Origin of the sequence: Brevibacillus sp. AG (assembly GCF_028369215.1) — a bacterium.
GTDB lineage: Bacteria > Bacillota > Bacilli > Brevibacillales > Brevibacillaceae > Brevibacillus > Brevibacillus porteri.
Map to the genome: position 1 here is coordinate 509,630 of NZ_JAQMYO010000003.1, position 21,868 is coordinate 531,497.

Annotated in this window: 19 protein-coding genes and 1 riboswitch; of the genes, 1 reads left to right on the plus strand and 18 read right to left on the minus strand. The window is 48.0% G+C overall.

Features of this window, described 5'->3' with window-relative positions; all coding sequences use genetic code 11:
- Positions 1-22 precede the first annotated feature (22 nt).
- The 18 genes from POF51_RS11290 to POF51_RS11375 all read right to left on the minus strand — a co-directional run bounded on the left by POF51_RS11290 (position 23) and on the right by POF51_RS11375 (position 20,887).
- Complete coding sequence (locus POF51_RS11290) at positions 23-853, minus strand: ABC transporter permease (RefSeq protein WP_069847449.1); 831 nt, start codon at positions 851-853, stop codon at positions 23-25.
- The gene (locus POF51_RS11295; RefSeq protein ID WP_017249656.1) at positions 853-1,809 is read right to left on the minus strand and encodes an ABC transporter permease; all 957 of its coding nucleotides are present in this window, start codon (positions 1,807-1,809) and stop codon (positions 853-855) included. The genes POF51_RS11290 and POF51_RS11295 overlap by 1 nt, the downstream gene beginning before the upstream one ends.
- Before the next feature lie 41 nt (positions 1,810-1,850).
- The gene (locus POF51_RS11300; protein ID WP_271755382.1) at positions 1,851-3,413 is read right to left on the minus strand and encodes an ABC transporter substrate-binding protein; all 1,563 of its coding nucleotides are present in this window, start codon (positions 3,411-3,413) and stop codon (positions 1,851-1,853) included.
- A gap of 114 nt (positions 3,414-3,527) precedes the next feature.
- A complete protein-coding gene (locus tag POF51_RS11305; RefSeq protein WP_069847451.1) occupies positions 3,528-4,004 on the minus strand; it encodes an Lrp/AsnC family transcriptional regulator in 477 nt (158 codons plus the stop codon).
- Positions 4,005-4,245: 241 nt separating this feature from the next.
- Entirely contained in the window at positions 4,246-4,716 is a 471-nt protein-coding gene (locus POF51_RS11310) for a nucleoside deaminase (RefSeq protein ID WP_069847453.1), read from the minus strand.
- A 70-nt stretch (positions 4,717-4,786) separates the two neighbouring features.
- Positions 4,787-6,673, minus strand: coding sequence for an ABC transporter permease (locus POF51_RS11315; protein ID WP_069847455.1), 1,887 nt, complete (start codon positions 6,671-6,673; stop codon positions 4,787-4,789).
- The gene (locus POF51_RS11320) at positions 6,648-7,418 is read right to left on the minus strand and encodes an ABC transporter ATP-binding protein (protein ID WP_007729857.1); all 771 of its coding nucleotides are present in this window, start codon (positions 7,416-7,418) and stop codon (positions 6,648-6,650) included. The genes POF51_RS11315 and POF51_RS11320 overlap by 26 nt, the downstream gene beginning before the upstream one ends.
- A 67-nt stretch (positions 7,419-7,485) precedes the next feature.
- The gene (locus tag POF51_RS11325) at positions 7,486-8,502 is read right to left on the minus strand and encodes a sensor histidine kinase (RefSeq protein ID WP_271755383.1); all 1,017 of its coding nucleotides are present in this window, start codon (positions 8,500-8,502) and stop codon (positions 7,486-7,488) included.
- Positions 8,499-9,197, minus strand: coding sequence for a response regulator transcription factor (locus POF51_RS11330; protein WP_017249650.1), 699 nt, complete (start codon positions 9,195-9,197; stop codon positions 8,499-8,501). The genes POF51_RS11325 and POF51_RS11330 overlap by 4 nt, the downstream gene beginning before the upstream one ends.
- A gap of 653 nt (positions 9,198-9,850) precedes the next feature.
- On the minus strand, positions 9,851-10,366 hold the full coding sequence (locus POF51_RS11335) for a sigma-70 family RNA polymerase sigma factor (RefSeq protein WP_069847459.1): 516 nt from the start codon (positions 10,364-10,366) through the stop codon (positions 9,851-9,853).
- Positions 10,367-10,664: 298 nt separating this feature from the next.
- Positions 10,665-11,237 carry a GNAT family N-acetyltransferase gene (locus POF51_RS11340; protein WP_069847460.1) on the minus strand — a complete coding sequence of 191 codons (573 nt, stop codon included), beginning with the start codon at positions 11,235-11,237 and terminating at the stop codon, positions 10,665-10,667.
- Between the two features lie 444 nt (positions 11,238-11,681).
- Positions 11,682-12,977 (minus strand): adenylosuccinate lyase, encoded by a 1,296-nt coding sequence (purB, locus tag POF51_RS11345; RefSeq protein WP_017249647.1) that lies wholly within the window; start codon positions 12,975-12,977, stop codon positions 11,682-11,684.
- Entirely contained in the window at positions 12,974-14,137 is a 1,164-nt protein-coding gene (purK, locus tag POF51_RS11350; RefSeq protein ID WP_069847462.1) for a 5-(carboxyamino)imidazole ribonucleotide synthase, read from the minus strand. Before purK ends, purB begins: the two co-directional genes overlap by 4 nt.
- Positions 14,134-14,622: a 5-(carboxyamino)imidazole ribonucleotide mutase gene (gene purE, locus POF51_RS11355; RefSeq protein ID WP_012684280.1), complete on the minus strand. Its 489-nt coding sequence runs from the start codon at positions 14,620-14,622 to the stop codon at positions 14,134-14,136. Before purE ends, purK begins: the two co-directional genes overlap by 4 nt.
- A gap of 181 nt (positions 14,623-14,803) precedes the next feature.
- The gene (locus POF51_RS11360) at positions 14,804-16,342 is read right to left on the minus strand and encodes a M1 family metallopeptidase (RefSeq protein WP_069847464.1); all 1,539 of its coding nucleotides are present in this window, start codon (positions 16,340-16,342) and stop codon (positions 14,804-14,806) included.
- Between the two features lie 19 nt (positions 16,343-16,361).
- Positions 16,362-17,858 (minus strand): M1 family metallopeptidase, encoded by a 1,497-nt coding sequence (locus tag POF51_RS11365; protein WP_271755384.1) that lies wholly within the window; start codon positions 17,856-17,858, stop codon positions 16,362-16,364.
- 59 nt (positions 17,859-17,917) lie between these two features.
- Positions 17,918-19,219: a histidine--tRNA ligase gene (locus tag POF51_RS11370; protein ID WP_271755385.1), complete on the minus strand. Its 1,302-nt coding sequence runs from the start codon at positions 19,217-19,219 to the stop codon at positions 17,918-17,920.
- Positions 19,220-19,510: 291 nt separating this feature from the next.
- Positions 19,511-20,887 carry an NCS2 family permease gene (locus POF51_RS11375; protein ID WP_017249642.1) on the minus strand — a complete coding sequence of 459 codons (1,377 nt, stop codon included), beginning with the start codon at positions 20,885-20,887 and terminating at the stop codon, positions 19,511-19,513.
- 194 nt (positions 20,888-21,081) lie between these two features.
- Positions 21,082-21,183: riboswitch (purine riboswitch) on the minus strand.
- Between the two features lie 159 nt (positions 21,184-21,342).
- Here POF51_RS11375 and POF51_RS11380 point away from each other — a divergent pair.
- On the plus strand, positions 21,343-21,828 hold the full coding sequence (locus POF51_RS11380; protein ID WP_271755386.1) for an NTF2 fold immunity protein: 486 nt from the start codon (positions 21,343-21,345) through the stop codon (positions 21,826-21,828).
- Positions 21,829-21,868 lie beyond the last annotated feature (40 nt).

Consider the following 21,868-nt stretch of genomic DNA (forward strand, 5'->3'; position numbering starts at 1 on the left):
TTTCTCCCGTGTAGGGCATTCATTATTTACGTGCGCGTGGGTCCAGAACTTGCTGTAGACCATCCCCCAACAAGTTGAAGCCCAGCACGACTAAGAAGATGGCAATCCCCGGATAAAATGTCGCATAGGGCGCGACGGACATAAGTGTTTGTGCTTGGTTTAGCATGCTTCCCCAGGAGGGAGTCGGCGGCTGTACACCCAATCCGAGATAGGACAAGGATGCTTCTGCGATAATCCCGGATGCCATTGCCAACGTCGCTTGAATCACAATGGGGTTCATGGCGTTCGGCAAAATGTGGCGGAAAATAATGCGCGCATCCTTTACCCCAACCGAACGTGCTGCTTGAATATACTCCATATTTCGAAGCGAAAGAACTTGACCACGTGTAATCCGTATAAAAGCAGGGGCAAAACCAATCCCAATCGCTAGCATGGCATTCCCGAAGCCTGAACCGAGCACCGCCGAAATCGCCAGAGCCAAAATGAGAAACGGAAAGGCTTGCATCGCATCGACGCTCCGCATGACGATCCACTCATCCCAAAAGCCGCGGTAGTAACCGGACAACAGTCCAATCGGCACCCCAATCAGCATTGCAATACCGACAGAGATCAGCGCTGCCTGAATGGAAATGCGCGCCCCGTAAACAACACGGGAGAAAATATCCCGACCGAGATCATCCGTCCCAAACAAATGCTCACCATCTGGTGATATCAAAATTTTGTTATAGTCTTGTGCATTGGGGTCGAAGGGTGCGATCAGCGGTGCGAAAATCGCCACGAAGATCAATCCGAGGATAATCACCGCTCCGATGACGCCCAAACCATTCCGGAGAAATTTGCCCACGGTTTTCATCACTCACCTGCTCCTTTCCCAGCCTTGATGCGCGGATCAATGACAGCGTACAAAATGTCGACAATCAGGTTCACCAAGACAACGAGAACCGCCGAAACAAGAATGGCTCCTTGAACCGTTACATAGTCACGTTTGAAGACAGATTCCACAATCAGACGGCCAAAGCCAGGAATCGAAAAAATCGACTCAGTAATCACCAGACCACCTAACAAGCCTGCGATCATCAAACCCGAGGTCGTTACCACTGGAACCATCGCATTTCTCAGCGCATGCCCCAGAATCGTGCGAGCCTCATTCAATCCCTTCGCTTTCGCTGTCCGAATAAAGTCCATGCTCACGACATCGAGCAAAGAAGAACGTAGCATTCGCATCAATACGGCAGATTCCCGCAAGCCTGTTGCCAAACAGGGCAGGATCATGGCCATCAGGTTTTGTGTAGGATTCTCGGAAAAAGGTACATAACCGGATGAAGGCAGCCATTGGTTTTCCACGGCAAAGAAAATAATCATCATCATCGCCAGCCAGAAGCTGGGGATACTCATACCGCCTAGCGCAGTAAAGGTACTTGTATAGTCAATCCAGGTCCCGCGTCGCACTGCCGCGAGAATTCCCGCAGGAAACGCAATCAGAATCGCTACCAAGAACGTTCCGATCGTCAATTCCACGGTAGCTGGTAGTCTTTGCATAATTAAGTCTGCGACCGGCACTCGGTCCGTAATCGATATTCCCAAATCACCCGTTACCACTTTTCCTAGCCAGGAAAAATATTGCACCACGATCGGCTGATCCAACCCCAGCTCGGTTCGCAATGCCGCATAGGCTTCCGGTGTCGCTTCCTCTCCTAAAATGACCCGGGCAGGATCGCCCGGGATCATATGAATCAAAGAGAATGTCATAATCGACACCAGCAGGAGAATCGGGATTGTCAGCAATAGACGCCTGACTATGAACATCATGACAATTCCTCCTTGCTCTTGCTGTTATAGTGTTGCGCTACCTATTGCTTGTCCAAATTGGCTGTACGGATCAAACCATCTGGAACATAAGTAAAGCCAGTTACTTTCTTGTTCATGCCGAGCAGTACATATTGGTGGTACATATAGGCATAGCCCGCTTCGTCTTGCAGCAATGTGGCAGCTTCGTCATACAGCGCCTTGCGTTTTGCTTCGTCCAGCTCACCACGTGCTTTGATAACCAGTTCATCCAGCTTTGGAATGGAAATACGTCCATCGTTGTTAGATGTATCTGTTACGACGAAGTCATGGAAGTTTTGGTCAGGGTCCTGACGTCCAGACCAGCCCAATTGCATCGCTTCAAATTCACCTTTATCGCCCGTTTCGATCAATTGTCCATATTCCAATTTTTCCAATGTCACATTGATGTTGTGTTGTTTCAGCATGTTTTGCAGTACCGCACCCAGTTGCTCATTCTCTGGAGAAGTAGAGATGTACAGCTTAAAGTTAAATCCGTTTGGTTGACCGCCCTTCGCGAGCAAATCCTTGATTTCCGCTGCATCTGGCGGCTTCGGTGTGTTCAGTGCTTCATTGTAAGCCAGACTGCCTTTTGTAAATGCTGTACGAGCCGGTGCCGCATAGCCGTTAAACAGCACTTTTACTAGAGCATCACGGTCAATGGCACGATCCACAGCCTGACGGAGGTACTTGTTGTCAAACGGCGGGCGGGAGTTGTTCAAGTAAAGCCCTTGGTAACCCATGCCGGATTCCGCCACCAATTGCAGGTTCGCATCGCCTTTGATTGCAGGAATTTCTTTTACAGGTGTATCATCGATGATATCCAGCATGCCGGAGCGCAGGTTTTGCACCTTCGCTGTTCCGTTCGTAAATACTTTGTAGTTCACTTCATCGATCTTCACTTGACCATTCCAGTAGTTTTCATTTTTCTTCAGTGTCACGTGGTCGCCTTTTACTTGTTCAACAAATACGTATGGGCCTGTACCAACCGGATGATTGAGGTATTGATCGCCATGTTCCTTCACTGCTTTTGGCGATACCATAATGCCCGAACGGTCTGTTAAGACGGACAGGAATGGAGCGAAAGGCTCTTTCATCTGGATTTTTATGGTATTCTTGTCCACTACGGCAACGGAATCTACGAATTTCAATTCGCCTTTCCGACGGGACTTCTCATCGTTCATGTTGCGCTCGAAGTTGAATTTCACTGCCTCAGCGTCAAACTCGGTGCCATCGTGGAATTTCACACCCTGCTTCAGCTTCAATGTATAGGTCTTGCCGTCTGGCGTTACTTCATACGATTCCGCCAGCATTGGCACTATTTTTCCTTCTGAGTCGATATCAAACAGCTTGTCATAGAGGCTCGCGTATACTTGACGGTCGTACAGCGATGTCGAGGTGTTTGGGTCCATTGACGGCGGATCTGCCTTTAACCCAATATTCAGTACTTTTTCCCCGGAGGCTGGCGATGTTGTTGCGGCTTTGCCGTTATCTGTACTCGCACTATTTCCTCCTCCACAGCCTGTTACCAATAAAACTGTCCCCAGAACAGCACCGAGCATTGCTTTGCTCACTTTGGTCGAAAACATAGGATGACCCCTTTTCTCTCGTTTTTTCTCCGGTTTCTTCCCAGAATCGTTCGGCATTCATAATCCCAGCGGATTTTCGCCCGATGGCATTCCCCCTTCCAAGGTCACCCATGCCTAACGGATAAAGTTATACTTGGACTTCAGTATTTTCAATTCGTTAATCACATTCGTTTTAGAGATGCCAGGAATCTTGTGCAGCTTTTTGAGTAAAAATTGCGATAATTCTTCGTTACTTGTTACGAGCACCTGTGTGAAAAGCTGATATTCACCAGAAGTGAGTACGATGAGCCTAATCTCAACGGTGTCCGTTAATGCAGCAACCACATCGTCCAGCTTTTCCGCATCCACAGCCACTTGAATCATCGCCTGTACGTGAAACCCTGCCTTGACTGGATTGACAATACCGACCAGACTCAGGGCACCTTCGTCCTGCAATTGCTGGACGCGCATGCGGATCGTCTTTTCCGTGACCCCAAGATCCTTTGCAATCTGAGTAAACGGCAAGCGCGCATTTCCTTGCAAGGCTCGAATGATCCCGTAGTCGATGTCATCTAAATCAGGATAAAGTGATCTACGAAAAGTCTCTTCCATATAAACACACCTTTATTCGTCTTTTTTCAACAATATTCAACCTTGTTACGGCTCAATTTCAGAAAATATGGTCGAATTTCATAATGATTGTTGTTACTATAATACGATTATCGACATAGTGCAATACTTTATCTGAAAATTTCATTTTGAAAGCATTTTCATTTTATTTTCTTCTTTCTACCTATTCTTACTATAAATAAAACGAAAAAAAAGAGCCTACTCCGCTAGGAGAGGCTCTCTATTAATATTCGATACGGTCCGGAGATTGAGACCATGCTTGAAATGGACTCTGTCTATTCGCAAGATTGATTCTCTGAAAAGGAATGCTGCGATCCTCATGAGGGAGAACGATCTGCTCATAAATAAACTGATCATCAAAACCAACATGCGCCGCATCTTCTTTCGTGCAAGCGTAATAGACATTGCGCGGTCTGGCCCAATAGATGGCTCCCAGACACATCGGACATGGCTCACAGCTCGTATACAAGTCACAATCGTTTAACTGAAAGGTTTGGAGATGACGACATGCTTCTCGAATCGCTTGGATTTCGGCGTGTGCCGTAGGGTCATTGCTCGTTGTCACTTCATTGCGTCCTCGTCCGATTACGTGTCCGTCCTTCACGACAATAGCTCCAAACGGTCCGCCTATTTTCTCACGTACATTTTCAAACGCAATCTGTACGGCTTGACCCATCCATGCCTCCCGTTCCATCCGCTAGCCCCCTCGCATCCTTCTCCTTTTATCCTATGTCCCTGCTTATCTGGACATGCTGGAAAAGTCACTAGCGGTTCATCGATTGCTTTAAATGGAACAAGTAACGGTTTCGAATGATCCAGAAATACACACCTTGAACAATGACAAAGCTGCACAATACAATCGCAGTCGGTTTAACCACAGACGCGACAAGAATGAGCTTCAACAAGCTTTGCAGGGAGACGAACGCCACCATACTGTGAATAATGGCCACCACAATCGGCACGAAGAACAACAGGGCAACCTGGGTCGTCACGATACGCGTCAGCTCCGCATCCGTGAGTCCGATCTTGGAAAGCGCACCATAATGCCGTTTGTCGTATTCCAGATCCGTGTACAGACGGAAATAGAGAAAGCTTGCTGCGGCTACAAAGAACAACACGCCCACAAACAACCCGATAAAGAGTCCCATGTTCGCCATTTGTTTCATGGAGTGGTAGTATGGCGCACGAGCTGAAAACGAGTAATTATCTTCGACATGACTAATATCTTCCTGAAGCTTGAGACTAAGATCCTGCGTTTCCTTCCATCTTGGCACCTCGTACACAAAGCGCTCTTCTTCCTTCATTTTCGGAAGCTGGTCAAACACCTGATTCGGTACGACAACCAAGCGCTCAAATTCAATCCCTCTGATCAATGGAGTCATATTCGTATCTGTTTTGACTGCGAGCTGTGCCTTCCCCACTTGCAGCGTTTTGCTCGCTACCGAATCACCAATCCAATTGAGTAGTACGAAGGCCTCTTTATTCGTCATTTCGAGTACAGTCGAATTGGACGCTACCGCCAGCCGGTTATAGTCAGACAGCTTGACTACTCCAACCCTTTCCTCCTGAACCAGTTCTGGCAAAACTCTCATAGCCACTTGATATTTTTCGAAGGAAAAGCCACTTTGCTGCAAGCTCGTTTCGATTAACGACAGATGCTTCGCTCTCTCCGCATCGCTTTGTTTGGACTGGTATTCAAACGCAAATGGATGTGTTTTCATCACCGTAATCTGAATCGACCCAGCCAACGCTGCCAGCGTGCCAATCGCACAAAAAGCCACGGTAGAGACGATGCTGACCAAAAAGAACATCCGTGCATTATCCTTCATCCGATAGGCCAGATCAGAGAGCGTCAGGAGATTCGTACCTTTCCAATAGAAAACGCGACGCTTCTTCAGAAAATCGATGAAGATGACGCTCAGCTGAGTAAACAACAGGTACGTTCCGACAGTCGTCAGCGCAATGACCGGAAGCATCAGCACGAGCACATTCACGCCGTCAGCCGTAAGGGCTAAAGCATAGCTCATTCCCAACAAAGCTACTGCGACCAGAGACAGCACTAATGATGCCCTCGGCTCACGCTTAGGCCGACCGCTTCCTTGCAATAGATCTAACAGACTGCGGCTTCGCAGCACGAGGACGGTAAACAGCGAAATGGCTGCGTACAAGATGAGAAACGCCACGACTGTCAAACCGATCGCTTTCCACGGGAAGTAAAACCCGAGTGCTTTTACATCCAGCAAAAATCCGGCGAATTGGAAAAACAGCTTGGCGAGAACCAAACCGAGCCCAATCCCGATAGCAATCGAGACAATGCCAATCAGCATGTTTTCCATAAAAATCAGTGTATTCCGCTGCAACGGTGTCATGCCCTGGATAAAAAGGATGCCGAACTCCTTCTCCCTCTTTTTCAGGAAAGCACCGACACAATAAAAGAGAAAAAAGAAGGAGAACAGAAAAATGACGTACTCAGCCGCCATCATTCCAGTGGCTACGGACTCATGAATCTCCTGTCCGATAATTTCCGGATGAAAAATGAACATCGCATAGACGAAAAAGATTAAGACAGAAAAAACGCTACTCATAAAAAACGCAGCGTACATCCGTTTATTTCTTACAACGTTATTACACGCGAATTGTCGAAAGGTCATAAGTGTTCCCTCCCAAAAACGACAACGAGTCAATAATTTTCTGGAAGAATACCTGTCGACTCTCACCGCGATACATCTCGTTATGGAGCTGTCCGTCTTTAATAAAAATCACCCGATGGCAATAGCTGGCCGCCAAAGCATCATGCGTCACCATCATCATCGTGGTATTGTCTCTCTTATTGATCGCTTCCAGTGTCTCCATCACATTGCGCGAAGACTTGGAATCAAGATTTCCTGTCGGCTCGTCAGCGAGCAAAAGCGATGGAGAATGAATGATCGCTCTGGCAATGGCCGTCCGTTGGCGTTGCCCCCCAGACACCTCGAAGGTCCGCTTTTCCAAAATGTCCTGAATCCCTAGCTTCTCTGCAACACTTTGCAGCTTTTCTTCCATGACCGATACTTTCTCATTATCCAGCGTCAGCGGCAACACGATATTTTCCCCAATCGTCAACGTGTCCAAGAGATTGAAATCTTGAAACACAAAACCGAGCTCACGGCGACGAAACAGAGCGAGTTTATCTTTTTTTAAATGATGCGGATTCGTACCGTTCAAAAGAACCGCACCAGAGGTTGGTGTATCAATAGTGGAGATCATGTTTAATAGCGTAGTCTTGCCACTGCCTGAGGGGCCCATAATACCGACGAATTCGCCCTTGCGAATCGAAAAATCGATATCGGTCAACGCGCGGTAGGTTACCTTGCCCCCGTATATTTTACTCAAGCTATTTACAGCAAGCATTTCCATGCGCCATTCCCCTTTCTTGCACTTCCAAATTCAACTATACGGAAGTGCGCATAGTCCAGCTATCGAATTAACTTTCAGCTATCTTACTTTCTTGTAAGGTTGGTACGACGGCAGACAAGACGATCCGTACGGTTGTCCCCTCGCCCACTTCTGATTCCATTTCCACCCCATGATGGAGCCGCCCGCAAATTTCCTTCACCAAGTACAGTCCCATCCCGGTGGACTCAGGGTATTTGCGCCCGTTTTCTCCCGTAAAATACGGCTTAAACACGCGGCGAATATCTTCGACAGGGATCCCGATTCCATAATCCTGTACTTCCAGTATGGCATGTAATCCGCGTTCATACGCACGAATGGTGACCTTGTTGCTTTTTCCTGCTGAATAACGAACGGCATTCGTCAACAATTGGTTGAGGACAAAAGCAAGCCACTTATCGTCCGATTCCACTCGCCAATTTTCATCCACTTTTACCTCGGGATACACCTGGTTGCGGATAAACAGCCGCTTGTTTTCAGCCAACACATTCTGCACTAAGGAACGCAGAGTTACAGGCTCAATCAGGAAGTCCTGTTCAAATCGGTCGAGGCGAGCTATGTACAAAACGGTTTCCAGTCCTCGCTTGATCCGGTCCACTTCTTCACGGACGCTCTCAGCTGTTGGATCGTCTTCATTTTGCAGCAACAGATGAATAACCGAAATCGGCGTCTTCATCTGATGAACCCACTGCTGAATAAACGTCGTATGGTCCCGTTGCTTGTTTTCATAGGCATGCAGCTGTTCTTTGTAGATTCGGTACTGCTCCTGACTGATATCATCCATCGCGCGGCACAACGGCGAATTCCCGTATGTCTGGGTCAGTTCCTCTAATGACTCTACCGGCTTGCTCAGTCGCTGATAGATTGTGCGGTGAGACAAATAACGGATGGCGAGAAAAGCCCCCGCAAAAAAAACAGATAAAAACATAACGTAGATCATCAATGACTCATTCCAGTACCCATCCATCGCAAAAATCATAATCAATAAGATCAATTGGATTAGAAAAAACGCTGCGAATGGCCATTGATCTCGAAGGAACAGCTTCATTGCTCTTCCTCCCAAGTTGCACGCAAGCGATAACCGGAACCGCGAACAGTCTCGACAGCTCCCTCTAAGCCTAAGTCCTTCAGCTTGCCGCGCACGCGTGTGATGTAGACATTCAGCGTGTTTTCATCGACAAACTGTTCATCCCACAGCTTTTCTAGCAAACGCTCACGGCTGACGACACGCGGATGTTGATTCATCAAGGCTTCGAGCAGTAGCGCTTCCTTTTTGCTCAGCTCGATTTTGGTATCGTACATAGATAGCTCCATTCGCTCCAAAAACAGCTTGAGCCCCGCCACTTCAACCGTACGCTCCCCTTCTTGCGGAGCATACTGTCCGTAAGCCCGACGTAGCTGACTGCGGATTTTGGCCAAAACCACATCGTAGTCGAACGGCTTTGTGATATAGTCATCGGCCCCATTTTCTAAGGCCATCACCTGGTCCATTTTACTTTCTCGTGCAGAGATGAACAGGATCGGGCAGTTGGACTCTTGGCGCATTTGCCGGCACCAATAAAATCCGTCAAATTTCGGTAGATTCACGTCCAACAGAACCAAATCAGGGCGCGACTGGGTAAATACCTCCATGACTCTATCGAAATGTTCAACATTGACTGTTTGGAATCCGTATTTTTCCAGTTGCTCTTGCAGCAGCTGGTTGATTTTCGGGTCGTCTTCTACAATCATAATTGTGGACATCACTCATACTCCTCTCGTCTTGAGTCTCCTCCATTTTATTCTTTACTATACCATTAGAAAACTAGACTACGCCAAGCATTTGGCGTTTCTCGTACTTAGATATCTACTGAAAGAACGGCTTGTGCGTTGCTGTTGTGGAGGGGAGGAAACAGGAGAAAACGCTCAGCTTCTAGGGCCACCCGCTGTGGGATTGACTGCCCGACTCCATGCAAAAACCGAAACCGCGTCCAAAGTTGTCCTTTCAGGATGTGTTTCAGAGGTGAACGCTTAAGGGCGTGTTTCGCTTTTTGCATTGCGTCTCGGTTGGTGTCCCTAAGATCTTCGCTTATTTCTCCTGTTTCCTCTACGAGCTTTCCTACTTAAACGTTTTTTTAAAGACTTAAAAGAATGTAAGGATGTCATCAGTAGCGACAGAGGAGAATATTTCCAGGCGTAGCGACTTGTGAAGTCCTACCGAGCGGAGAAGGGATTCGCGGGCAAAAGAAACGCAACCGTGCCCATACAACGAACCGGCTACCACTTTTGCGTTTCCCCGCGAATCCCTTCGGAGCGGACAGTCTTAGCCCCCAGCAGGACGGAGCCTGGAGCCTAGTCTGGAAATATTCTTCTCTCCACTACAGCAGTAAAAAAGGGAAGGACTGTTGTCCCTCCCTTTATGCTTGAGCCTCCATCAATTGCTGCAGCTTCTTAATCCCACGGAAGTGCAGGATTTTCACCGAAGCCTCTGTCTTACCCAAAATTTCCGCGATCTCATTCATTCGCAAATCTCCGAGATAACGCAGGGCAATCACATTGCGCTGATCCTTTGTCAGCGTGTGCACCTTATCCCACAAGCCCTCGGTTGTCTCCTGATTCAGAAGGCACTCCTCCGGCAGCTTATCCGTTGCGACCATATTGCTAAATGTGTCCTGATCTACCGGGCTCTCCCGCTTCTTGCGCATGTAGTCAATCAAAGCATTGTGCGCAATTCGGAAAATCCAGGCGCCAAAAGGATGGCGGCCATCGTACTGCTCAAGCTTGGAGTACACCTTAATAAACACAGTCGTTGTCAGGTCTTCCACATCCCAGACGTTTTTTACGCGGTAGCGGAAATAGCGATATATTTTAGCAGAGTAATCTTCGTAAATTTGTTGGTGACTTAATTTTGGATACATGATTGCTGTTGTCATAATCGATCTCCCGTTTCGTGATCCGTATGAATTGATTTCATTGTACGGTCGAAACGAAGCAGGAACCATCGAGTTATATTTCAGGAAGCTTACACTTTTGTAAGGTACTTATGGGCTCGTTGTAAGCTCGCACAAGTAGGTACGGAAGAGGTTTCATTTCGGTTACAACTTTCAAAAGAAATCTTTAAAAATTTCTTAAGGAATTTTTTAAGTTGTCTTCAAAACCGTTGTGGTGGGGGGAGAAGTCCTGCCGCATGTTTTCTAGTTTACTTTCGCATCAGTTAGCTCAGCTCAGTTATCAATGATATTCATAGCCTTTTGCTATTGAAAAGATATGGGTATCAGTTAGTTCGCCTGAGTCATTTCGATTAACATTGCGTAAAGTACCCTCCAACGTAAAACCTGCCTTCTTAGCTACAGCTATACTTGCGTTATTCCGAGTATCACAGCGAATTTCAAGACGGTTAGCTTCCAACTCAGAAATGGCAAAGCCAACGATACCTTTTACTGCCTCTGTTATTAGACCCTCACCCGTACGCGATGTGCGTAGCCAATATCCAATTTCAAATTTGCGTACATTCCAATCAAAGCGATGGAGTCCACTACTGCCCACAAACTGCCCTGTGCTCTTTTCAAATATATGAAGTACTAAGTCTGTGCGCTCTAGAAAATTGAGCCGGGCCTTACGCACGTAGGCTTCCGAATCGTCAATGGATGGGAGGTTTTTTACAAACGGAAGCCAGGGGCTCATTTCATTTACACTCTCACGTATGGCTTCATTTACAAATTGACCATCACCCCATTGCGGTGCTCTAATCAATAATCGCTGAGTTTCTAAATGTTCTGGAAAAGAGAGCAGTAATGGATTCATATTCGTCCTCCTTCTATCGGAATGAGTTTCCAATAATAGTAACCGCTTGGCCGCTCATTGACAATTGAAAGCAACACTACCAGTTAGTTTAACGATACTGTCAGTCTAAAACTTTATTATTAGAACACTTAGCAGCAATTTCACACCCTTGAATTCACTTTCAAGCTTTTCACAAAAAGCTGCGCAGGAGAAGCGCATTTCCAGTCCAAGCGCCTCTGGAGCCCGCCCCAGCGTAGGAATGAATGGCGGGGGTTTTCAGCTTCAACGTGCGAATACCTCTTCGAAACTTCCACTTTTGAAGCGCTCCCGCCATTTATTCCGGAGCGGACAGTCAATCCTTCAGTAGGGCGTAGGCCGAAGCGTAGACTGGAAATGCGCTTCTTCCCCACAACAGTTACATTAAAAAGAAAAAACGCCCCCGAAAAAATTCGAGGGCACTTGTATTTACATCAAACCAAGACGTTGGAAGATCGTATCCACATGCTTCAGGTGGTAACGATAGTCAAAGCACTCATCCAGCTCTTCCTTGGACAGTGTGGAGCTGACCGTCGCATCCTCCTCGACGATCGCACGGAAGGAGCGTTGCTCTTCCCACGCCTGCATCGCACGAGGCTGTACCGTGTCATAAGCTTGCTCGCGGCTCATGCCTTTTTCGATCAGCTTGAGCATCACTTGCTGCGAGTAGATCAATCCAAAGGTACGATCCATATTGCGCTTCATGTTCTCAGGGAACACCGTCAAGTTTTTCACGATGTTCATGAAACGGCGCAGCATGTAGTTCAACGCTTGCGTCGCATCTGGCAAAATCACGCGCTCCGCAGAGGAGTGGGAAATATCCCGCTCATGCCAGAGGGAAACATTTTCATAGGAAGTGAGCATGTGTCCACGGATGACACGAGCCAGTCCGCAAATATTTTCGCTGCCGATTGGATTGCGCTTGTGTGGCATGGCGGAAGAACCTTTTTGACCTTTGGCAAATGCTTCTTCCACCTCGCGCATTTCGCTCTTTTGAAGACCGCGAATTTCTGTCGCGAATTTTTCCAAAGAGGTTGCGATCAGTGCCAATGTTGCCATGTACTCGGCGTGGCGATCACGCTGCAAAGTTTGAGTCGAGATAGGCGCTGCCGACAGCCCCAGCTTCTCGCACACGTACGCTTCCACGAACGGATCGATGTTTGCGTATGTTCCAACTGCACCAGAGATTTTGCCGAACGCCACTTCTTTTTTCGCAGCCTGAAAACGTGCCAGGTTGCGCTTCATTTCTTCATGCCACAGGGCCAGCTTCAAGCCAAAAGTCGTAGGCTCCGCATGTACACCATGCGTTCTGCCCATGCAAACCGTATCCTTGTGCTCACGAGCTTTGTCTGCCAAAATCTCGATGAAGTCTTGGATATCACTCTCCAAAATTTCGTTCGCCTGACGCAGCAGGTAAGACAGAGCAGTATCCACTACATCTGTAGAAGTCAGTCCGTAATGCACCCACTTCTTTTCTTCGCCCAAGGTTTCCGATACCGCACGGGTAAACGCCACCACATCATGGCGTGTCTCTTCTTCGATCTCATAGATTCTGTTCATGTCAAAAGTAGCTTTATCCCACAGCTTTTTCACGTCTTCCTCAGGAATGACGCCCAGCTTGGACCATGCTTCACACGCGAGAATTTCTACTTCCAGCCACGCTTTGAATTTGTTTTCTTCCGTCCAAATGGCGCGCATTTCCGGTCGGGAATAACGTTCGATCATGATAATACCTCCGATGTATTCGTCCAGATTTTCAGCTCATCAATCAGGGTGAGCGCTTCTTCTACAGTAGGGGCGAGCACATTGATATGCCCCATTTTTCGCTTGGCCTTGCTCTCTGCTTTTCCGTACAAATGGAGCTTGGCTGTGCGCGGCAGCTTGTCGATCTGATCGATGACAGGCTGTAGATGTTCTCCCAAAATATTAACCATCACGACGCTCGAGAGCAACTCTGTAGATCCCAAAGGCAGATTGCAAACCGCCCGAACATGCTGCTCAAACTGCGAGGTGACACAAGCATCCATGGTAAAATGCCCGGAGTTATGCGGTCGCGGCGCCAATTCATTGACATACAACTGACCATCTTCGGTCAAAAACAGCTCAACGGCAATGAGGCCGACCACATCCAACTTTTCTACAATCGTGCGGGCAATTTCTTCCGCGCGGACTGCTACTTCAGCCGAAATACGAGCTGGAACAATGCTTAGGTGTAGAATATTTTCCTGATGAATATTTTCTGACACAGGAAAAACAGCCAGTTCTCCCGCAGGATTGCGTGCAGCAATAACAGACAACTCCATTTGGAATGGTACAAATTGTTCCACGATCAGCTCTGTACCTGCTTTAGACAGCGTTTCATACGCCTCCGCCAACTCAGCCTCGCTTCTCAACACCCATTGCCCTTTGCCGTCATAGCCACCGGTTGCGGTCTTCATTACAGCAGGCAGTCCCAGTTCACGCACGGCGTTCTGCAAATCCTTCAAGCTATTCACAACACAAAACGGAGCAACAGGAATGCCGATCTCGCGAATGGCGGTCTTTTCCCGAATCCGGTTTTGGGTGATGCGCAAAAGACGGCTGCCCTGCGGCACATAAGCGCGGCTCTCCAACACTTCAGCCACCTGCGCATCGACATTTTCAAATTCATAAGAAATGACATCACTGACCGAGGCAAGCTGCATCGCTGCTTCTACATCATCGTAGCTGGCAACAATTTGTCGATCAGCCGTTTGGCCGCATGGTGCGTCTGCTGTCGGGTCCATTGTGACAAAGCGGTAGCCCATAGCTCGTCCCGCAAGAGCAATCATCCGTCCAAGCTGTCCTCCGCCGAGTATTCCTAGGGTCGATCCTGGTTTGATTTGCTTACGGTCTTTGGTCGTCATTCGAGTTCACTAGCCTCCAGCACCTTATTGCGTACATCATCACGTCTTTGCACGAACCGCTCTTGTACGTCTGGATATTTGATCCCCAAAATTTGCGCAGCCAATAACCCTGCATTGATGGCTCCAGCTTTTCCGATCGCAACCGTCGCCACAGGTACGCCCCCTGGCATTTGCACAATCGACAAAAGCGAGTCGAGACCATTCAAGTTGGATGATTTCACCGGGACACCAATGACTGGTAATTCTGTCTTAGCAGCCACCATTCCTGGCAAATGGGCTGCACCGCCCGCACCCGCAATAATGACTTCCAAGCCGCGGCTTTTAGCGGTTTCGGCATACGTAAACATCAAGTCTGGCGTTCTGTGTGCAGACACGACCTTCTTTTCATACGGCACCTGCAATTCGTCTAAAATTGCGCAAGCTTCCTTCATTGTTTCCCAGTCTGACGTACTGCCCATAATGACTCCTACCAAAGGCTGTAGCATGAACCATTCGCCCCCTACGTTTTGTAACATCAGAAGAAAACCCAACCGACTAACGGCTTTTCGCGCCGCTCTCATCGCCTGGGCTATTCGAACTCGTTTTCACTCAACGTATTCAGTGTAGCAGGGAGAAAGTTTGCCTGTCAACCTCGTTTCCGAACATTTAAAAATGAAAGATCAAAAATTATTCGTGTTTGCCTTTTTCTACCCATTTGTTTGCCGCTTCGGCTTTCTCTAGCTCAACCCGAAGCCAATAATCCAAATAGGGACTGGCATCCGCCCCGGCAGCTGCAGTCAATAGCGCTGTGATTTGCTCCCCATTTGCCTGCTTGTATTGATGATCTCGTACATATTGGCGCAACACCTGATGCAGTCTTTCGACTCCCCATTCTTCTTTCAAGTTCCACCACATGGCACCCGCTCGCCCGTAAACGAGGTCATTGTAGCTCCTCCAGTCTGGAAAAGCTTCCACGGATGACTTCGCAGTGACTCTTTGGTTCGCATATCCTTCCGCTGCACGTGCTTGGCCTAGTCGCATCTGAATATACGCTTTTGAACGTGCGGGGAACTTTTGCTGCAAAAATACCATCGTCGCATAATCCGTCAGTCCCTCATCCAGCCAAGCCTCTCGCACCTCGTCGTTTCCGACCAACCCATAAAACCACTGATGTGCCGTTTCGTGCGCTACGACCGCCTCCCCCATGGCATCGCTACGGTCAAAATACTCTTGAGCAATAAAGACGAGGCTCGGGTATTCCATTCCCCCAAAGAAGCCGCCTGTTTTGACAACATCGTATTCCTTATACGGATACACCCCGAACTGTTTTCCGTAATAGTCGAGTGACTCCTTAGCAGTTTCATGTATTCGTTCAACGTTTTGCGAGTCATCACTTTTCTGCACCCACGTACGTACGATAGTTTCCCCTACCTTACCAGATATGGGCTGGTACGTATCGTCCATGACGACTAGGGCAAAATCCCGAACGTTCCATGCGTCCACCTCATAGATTTTTAGCCGTTGCGGTCTCGTCTCAGTGATGACAGCCACGCTCTCCAATCCACTCGTAGCAAGCTGGTACCCCTCTAATAACTGCACACGCAAATGATAATTCGCCATATCCGAGTAAAAAGGATCGCCAATCGCGGAATAAGGATCGAGCCGCCAGCCTCCTGCGTCCTTGACCGCCAGAATCGGCAGCCAATTGCCCAGCCACATCGCATGATCATGGTAAGACATTCGCCCATTGTTATAAGGGACCTCGATCTGAAAATTCATATCCACCACCATCTCAGCAGACGTTGCTCTTGCAGGAAGGGGCACTTGTAAAAGCGTATTGGTCTTTCCTGCATACTGTACGCCGACACTTTTTCCGTTTACCCGTACGTCGCTTATCTTGATACCACCAGGCTCACGCTGTTTACCCAGCACAACCTCCCAGTTTTCACCACTGAGAGCAGCATTTGCAGAAAAAGCATTGGGATATAGATGAAAAAAAGCTTGGTCATCTTTTGGGACAAAACGAGCCGTCAGCATACCTTTCACCACGTGCTTGTTCATATCGATTTGTACGTCGGCCTTGTAAGTAACTCCAGCCTGCCTGTGATCAATCGGCACAATCTCATGAGCATCTAGGCCTGCCTTCCCTATCCAAGGACGGACGGTCAAGTATACAGTCAAAACGACTCCTACTGCCACGATGACCACCCAATGCTTCCGCCACATCGTGATCCCCTGCCTTCGATTACTTCTTCTGATGCTTGAGACGTTGGCGCTCCAGCCAAGCTGCTGCCTGTTCCTGCTGGGACATGTCTACCTTCAACCAATAATCCAAGAAGGCGCTTGCATCTTCTCCTGCCATCTCAGATAGAAAAGCTCCCCATTCCTTTCTGGTCACAACCTGATAACGGTACTTCTCGACATACTGTTTCAAAACGTCATGTACCCTTTCTTCCCCCCACGCTCCCTGCAATAGCCACAGCATCGAGGACGGACGGGAATAGACGAGATCGCTATAACTCTGATTATCAGGAAATGCAGACAGTGCTTGCCAAGGACGCAGTTCCTCTGCCACGTAATACTGAACAGAGGTGCCCTGCTCCAGCCGTCTGCGCACCCGTTCTGCTCCCAACAGCGGGTCTTGCTGAGATAAATACGAGAGCGTCACGTACTCCGTGAATCCCTCATCCAGCCATGCTTCCTTTACCTGATTATTTCCGAGCAAGCCGTAAAACCACTGGTGTGCCGTCTCATGGACAACCGTGACGATACCTGTTTCTTCCCCAGCAAAGAAATGACGTCCGTCGAGAAAGACCAATGCTGGGTACTCCATCCCATTAATCGCGCCACCAGTCCTTACCACATCATATTCGGTATATGGATAGGCACCTAATTGATGATGAAAATAGGCGAGAGACTTCGCAGCTGCTTCATGAATCTGCTCAGCAGTTGCCGAATCATCTGTTTTCCGCCACCATGTTCGGACGACTGTCTCGCCCACTTTTGTTTCCGTTTGCTGATAGGAGTCATCCATGACGACTAGGGCAAAATCCCTCACATTTTCTGCATCCAGCTGTATTGTCTTTTCTCCCTCACGAGTAGAAAGCTGCTTCGCAGCCCTGTCTGACGCTGTGCTCGCCAGTTGATAGTCTTTTGGCAGCGTCACGTTCACCTCATAATCTGCGTTCTCACTGTAAAATGGATCACCAACGGGCTCGTATGGATCGAGATGCCACCCTTCCTTGTCGTACACCGCAAGAACTGGGAGCCAGTTCCCCAGCCAGATCGATTGGTCATCGTACGACATCCTGCCGTCGTTTCGCGGAAGAGTCATCTCGAACTCCATCACAATCTTTCGTAGTCCCGCCTGTCCTTCTAGAGGCACTTCCAGGATGTTCAGGTCTTTTATCTGTTTGCCGACAACCGCTACTCCATCAACCAAGAGCTTTTTATTAGTATATGAGCCAAGCGTTGGTCCATTGCCTAAAAGTTCCTCCCATAGCATGCCTTGATGCTCTTCTGTAAATACGTTCGGGTAAAGATGGAGATAGGCACGAGTAGGGTCTTTTGGCCAAAAGGTAATTGTTACGGTTCCTGCTACTTCTTTCTTGATTGGATCAATTCGCACATCAGCCTGATAGAGTGGTTTACGCTTAAGCGCAGTACCCTCCTCAGCATTTACAGGCAACATCCACGTCAAAAACAATAAGCTACAACCGACCATTGAGACCCATTTCTTCACGCCATCTCCCCCTTTTCTCTACTGTACAAAAAATGGAAGAAAAAGACTATCTTTCCTCTTTACCCTGACAGCTTGTCGGACAGCCACTTTTCAACCAACTCCAAAGGAACCGGCTGTTCCGTTCCCTCTCGCATATCTCGGACGACGACCTGCCCACTGTTCACTTCGTTTTCCCCATAGATCAAGGCAAAAGCAACGCCTTCTTTGTTTGCATAATCGAGTGCTTTTTTCAGCCTTCTACCTGTCAGCTCCAGCTCGACTCTGATGCCGCTCTTCCGCAATCGATTGGCCAGACCAAGACTGGTTGCTTCGGTCCCGAGGGGAATGACGAGTACATCGGCAGCCTTCTGCTCTCCCGTGTTGCGATTTGCCAACGCTGCAAGAATGACATCCAATCCAAACGAAATCCCTACAGCGGGATACTCTCGTCCATCATCCAAAAGCCGACCGATGATCTGATCGTAACGTCCCCCACTGCCGATACTGGACGTAAGACTTCCATCCTGCAAAAAAATCTCATACACAATTCCCGTGTAGATCCCTAAGCCCCTTGCCAAAAATGGCGCGAAACGAAGCTCCCCACCCACACCCGCTCCTTTTACATAGGCAAGCATATCGCGCAGTTCCTGAATCCCTTCTTGAACTAGCGGGGACACAAAGCGCTCTGCCAACAGATCCAGGGTAATCACACCTTCTTGCAGGAAAGACGTAATCGCCAAAACGAGTGGCTCTTCGACGTTTCGCTCCCGCAAGTCATCACGCACTCCGTCCACGCCGATCTTCTCGAGCTTATCCAGCGACAACATGACATCCCCGGCCCGCAGAGCGGGGACTCCCAACTCCTGAAGCACCCCAGACAATAGCTTGCGGTTGTTGACCTCAATGTACACGTCGAGCCCCAGCCGCTTGAATGCCTCAAACGCCATACTGAGCAATTCTGCTTCAGCCAGCACCGATGTCGTTCCCACGATATCGACATCGCATTGAATAAATTCGCGCAAACGCCCGGTTTTTACTGGACCGTCCCTAAATACTTTTCCGATCTCATACCGCTTGAACGGCATCCGCATCTCAGGATTCATACCCACTACCTTCGTCAATGGTACGGTCAAATCATAGCGAAGCCCAAGCTCTCTATCTCCTTGGTCGTTCAAGCGATACACTTCCTTCAAGATTTCATCCCCGCCACCGTACTTGGATGCCAGCAATTCGTAGTGCTGTAGCATAGGCGTCTCCAACGGTTTGCAGCCGTATGTCTCGAATACCGCTTCGAGTGTCCGTCGTATCCAGTTTCGTTGCATTTGCTCCTGCGGCATGAAATCTTTTGTGCCTTTTACCGTTTTTAATACTTCGTTTTCCATGAGGAACACCCTTTCTTTTTTCAGATAAAGAAAACCAAAAAAGCCATGCAAGGCAATTTCCTGCCCGCATGGCTTCCTAAATACACCACCGCAGGCACGAAGCACAAGAAGCGCTTGCACCTGCGGAAAAATTTCCGAAGATACAAACGCTCTACGTGTGGTGATGCTGTTGAAGGAACATAGTGAGACCTGTCATTTTGATCGGTCCATCCTTCCAAAAAAGATTTTTCCTATCATAGCGCAAAAAAAGCTCCCCGTCCAGTAGACGAAGAGCCCCGTTCCCAAAAAATTCTATTCGCGCAACCAGATGAAGTACGCCAGGAAGACGAAGAACAGCACATACATCGCCGGATGCACTTCGCGAGCCTTGCCCTTCATTACCTTCATCACCGGATAAACGATGAAGCCCGTCGCAATACCTGTTGCAATACTGTAAGTCAATGGCATCAACAAAATCGTCAGGAATGCAGGGAACGCTTCATCCAGGTCATCCCAAGCCACTTTTGCAATGTGAGAAGCCATCAGAACACCGACGATAATGAGCGCTGGTGCCGTAACCGCTGGTGTCACAATTGCGAGAATCGGCGAGAAGAACAACGCCAGAAGGAACATACTCCCTGTGACAACTGCGGTAAATCCGGAGCGTCCGCCTGCCGCTACCCCTGCTGTCGACTCAACATAAGCTGTAGTGGTAGATGTACCAAGTACCGCACCTGCCATACCTGCAATCGCATCGGAAGCGAGTGCTTTTCCTGGACGTGGCAAATTGCCGTCTTCGCGAAGCAATCCAGCTTGGTTCGCTACACCCAAGAGCGTACCCGTCGCATCGAAAAAGTCTACAAACAAGAAAGTCAAAACAACAATCAGCATATTCATGGTGAACAATGCAGATGGATCACCGAGATATTGGAATGCAGCACCGAATGTAGGAGCAAGGCTCGGTGGTGCAGAAACGATTTGCTCAGGCAGATTCACCAGTCCGAAGAACATCCCGGTAATCGCTGTAATCAACATTCCGATAAAGATACCCGCATTGATTTTGCGAGAAAGCAGAATGACCGTCACGATCAAACCAAACACAGCGAGCAATGCATTTTTCGCTGCCAAAATTTCTTCCGGCTTCATGCCCTCGTGATAGAAGGTCAGATGTCCCAATGCTACGAAGGTGGCATCATTTGCTACGATGATACCCGCGTTTTTCAAACCGATAAAGGCAATAAAAAGTCCAATCCCTGCTGAAACTGCGTATTTCAAGCTTTGTGGAATCGCTTTGATGATCGCTTCACGAACACCTGTCAGGGACAGAATCAAAAAGATCGTACAAGAAAGGAATACGCCAGCCAAAGCCTGTTGCCAAGGAATTTGCATCGTCAGAACGACTGTATAAGTGAAAAATGCGTTCAATCCCATACCCGGAGCTTGACCAATCGGCAAACGTCCGAGAATACCCATTAACAGTGTACCGAGAGCAGCAGCCAAAGCCGTTGCGGTAAAGACAGCGCCAAATTCAGGGTAGTTCGCTTTTAAATCTGGCGGCAGATCAGCACCACTGAGAATGAATGGATTGACAGCCAAGATATAAGCCATTGCCAAAAAAGTAGTGATACCCGCGATAATTTCGCGACGGTAATTGGTGCCTAGCTTGTCAAACTCAAAATACTTCCGCACCTATAAGTCCCCCCATACTAATCTTGTTGCAAAAACAGATAGACTGTTTTTTGCCGACCGTAAACGGTCACATCTTATTTAATGAAAAACGTTGAGACGTTTTTCACAAAAAAAGGCCCGGACGCTCTTATCATGCGCCTGGCCTTCAAACAAAACACTCCGGGAATAATTCCAAATATAATAACAAAATCAGATCCCGATGACATTTTGTTCGTAGCCAGGTCGTTAATGGCGACCATGTAGAAACTCTCGAGCCATATTCTCAAGAATATACGAACCTTCCTATATTACCTACTCACATTGAGAAGTGTATCAGGTGACATAGGGAATGTCAACGAAAATACGAACATTCATTTTTGGAAAGAGTTTAATATCCGGATATTTTCTAATACGGCCTGTGTTATACTTGCATAGATTCCTCCAGATCTCAACAATCTCTTTTAGGGTGGTCCAAAATGAGCTATATGGATGCTTGGGAGCAAATAATAGCGGAGCAGGAGCGAGAACGTGATCGGCTTCGAGTCAATCGAATAACCATACGGGTCGACGATAAGAAAAAGAGCAAACGCAACATTCATCAAAAGGAAAAGGTCATCGAATATGGCTTTGTAGAACGTGATTTGTATGATGAGAATTTATATGGGAGGTTTGAACTCTATTTCGCCGATCGCGACACTCTTCTCCAGCAAGATCGGTTTGGAGATGAAGTTGCTTTTAGTGAGCTTACAGATGAACATGCAGTTGCCACTGCAATTTTCTCCTATTTAGCGGAGCACTATTCTCCGTTTTTAGAGGAAGCTCCCTTCGCTATCAGCTATAACCCTTTTGCAGAAGCTTGGATTATCGAAGGAACTCTTCCTCCAGGATGGCTAGGCGGGGTCATTTATATTGCTCTAGCCAAAGAAAATGGGAAGCTTCTCATGATGTATGGAACGAGATAATTCTTGGTCATAAAAAAACTCTCTTTTATTCGCAAATCAC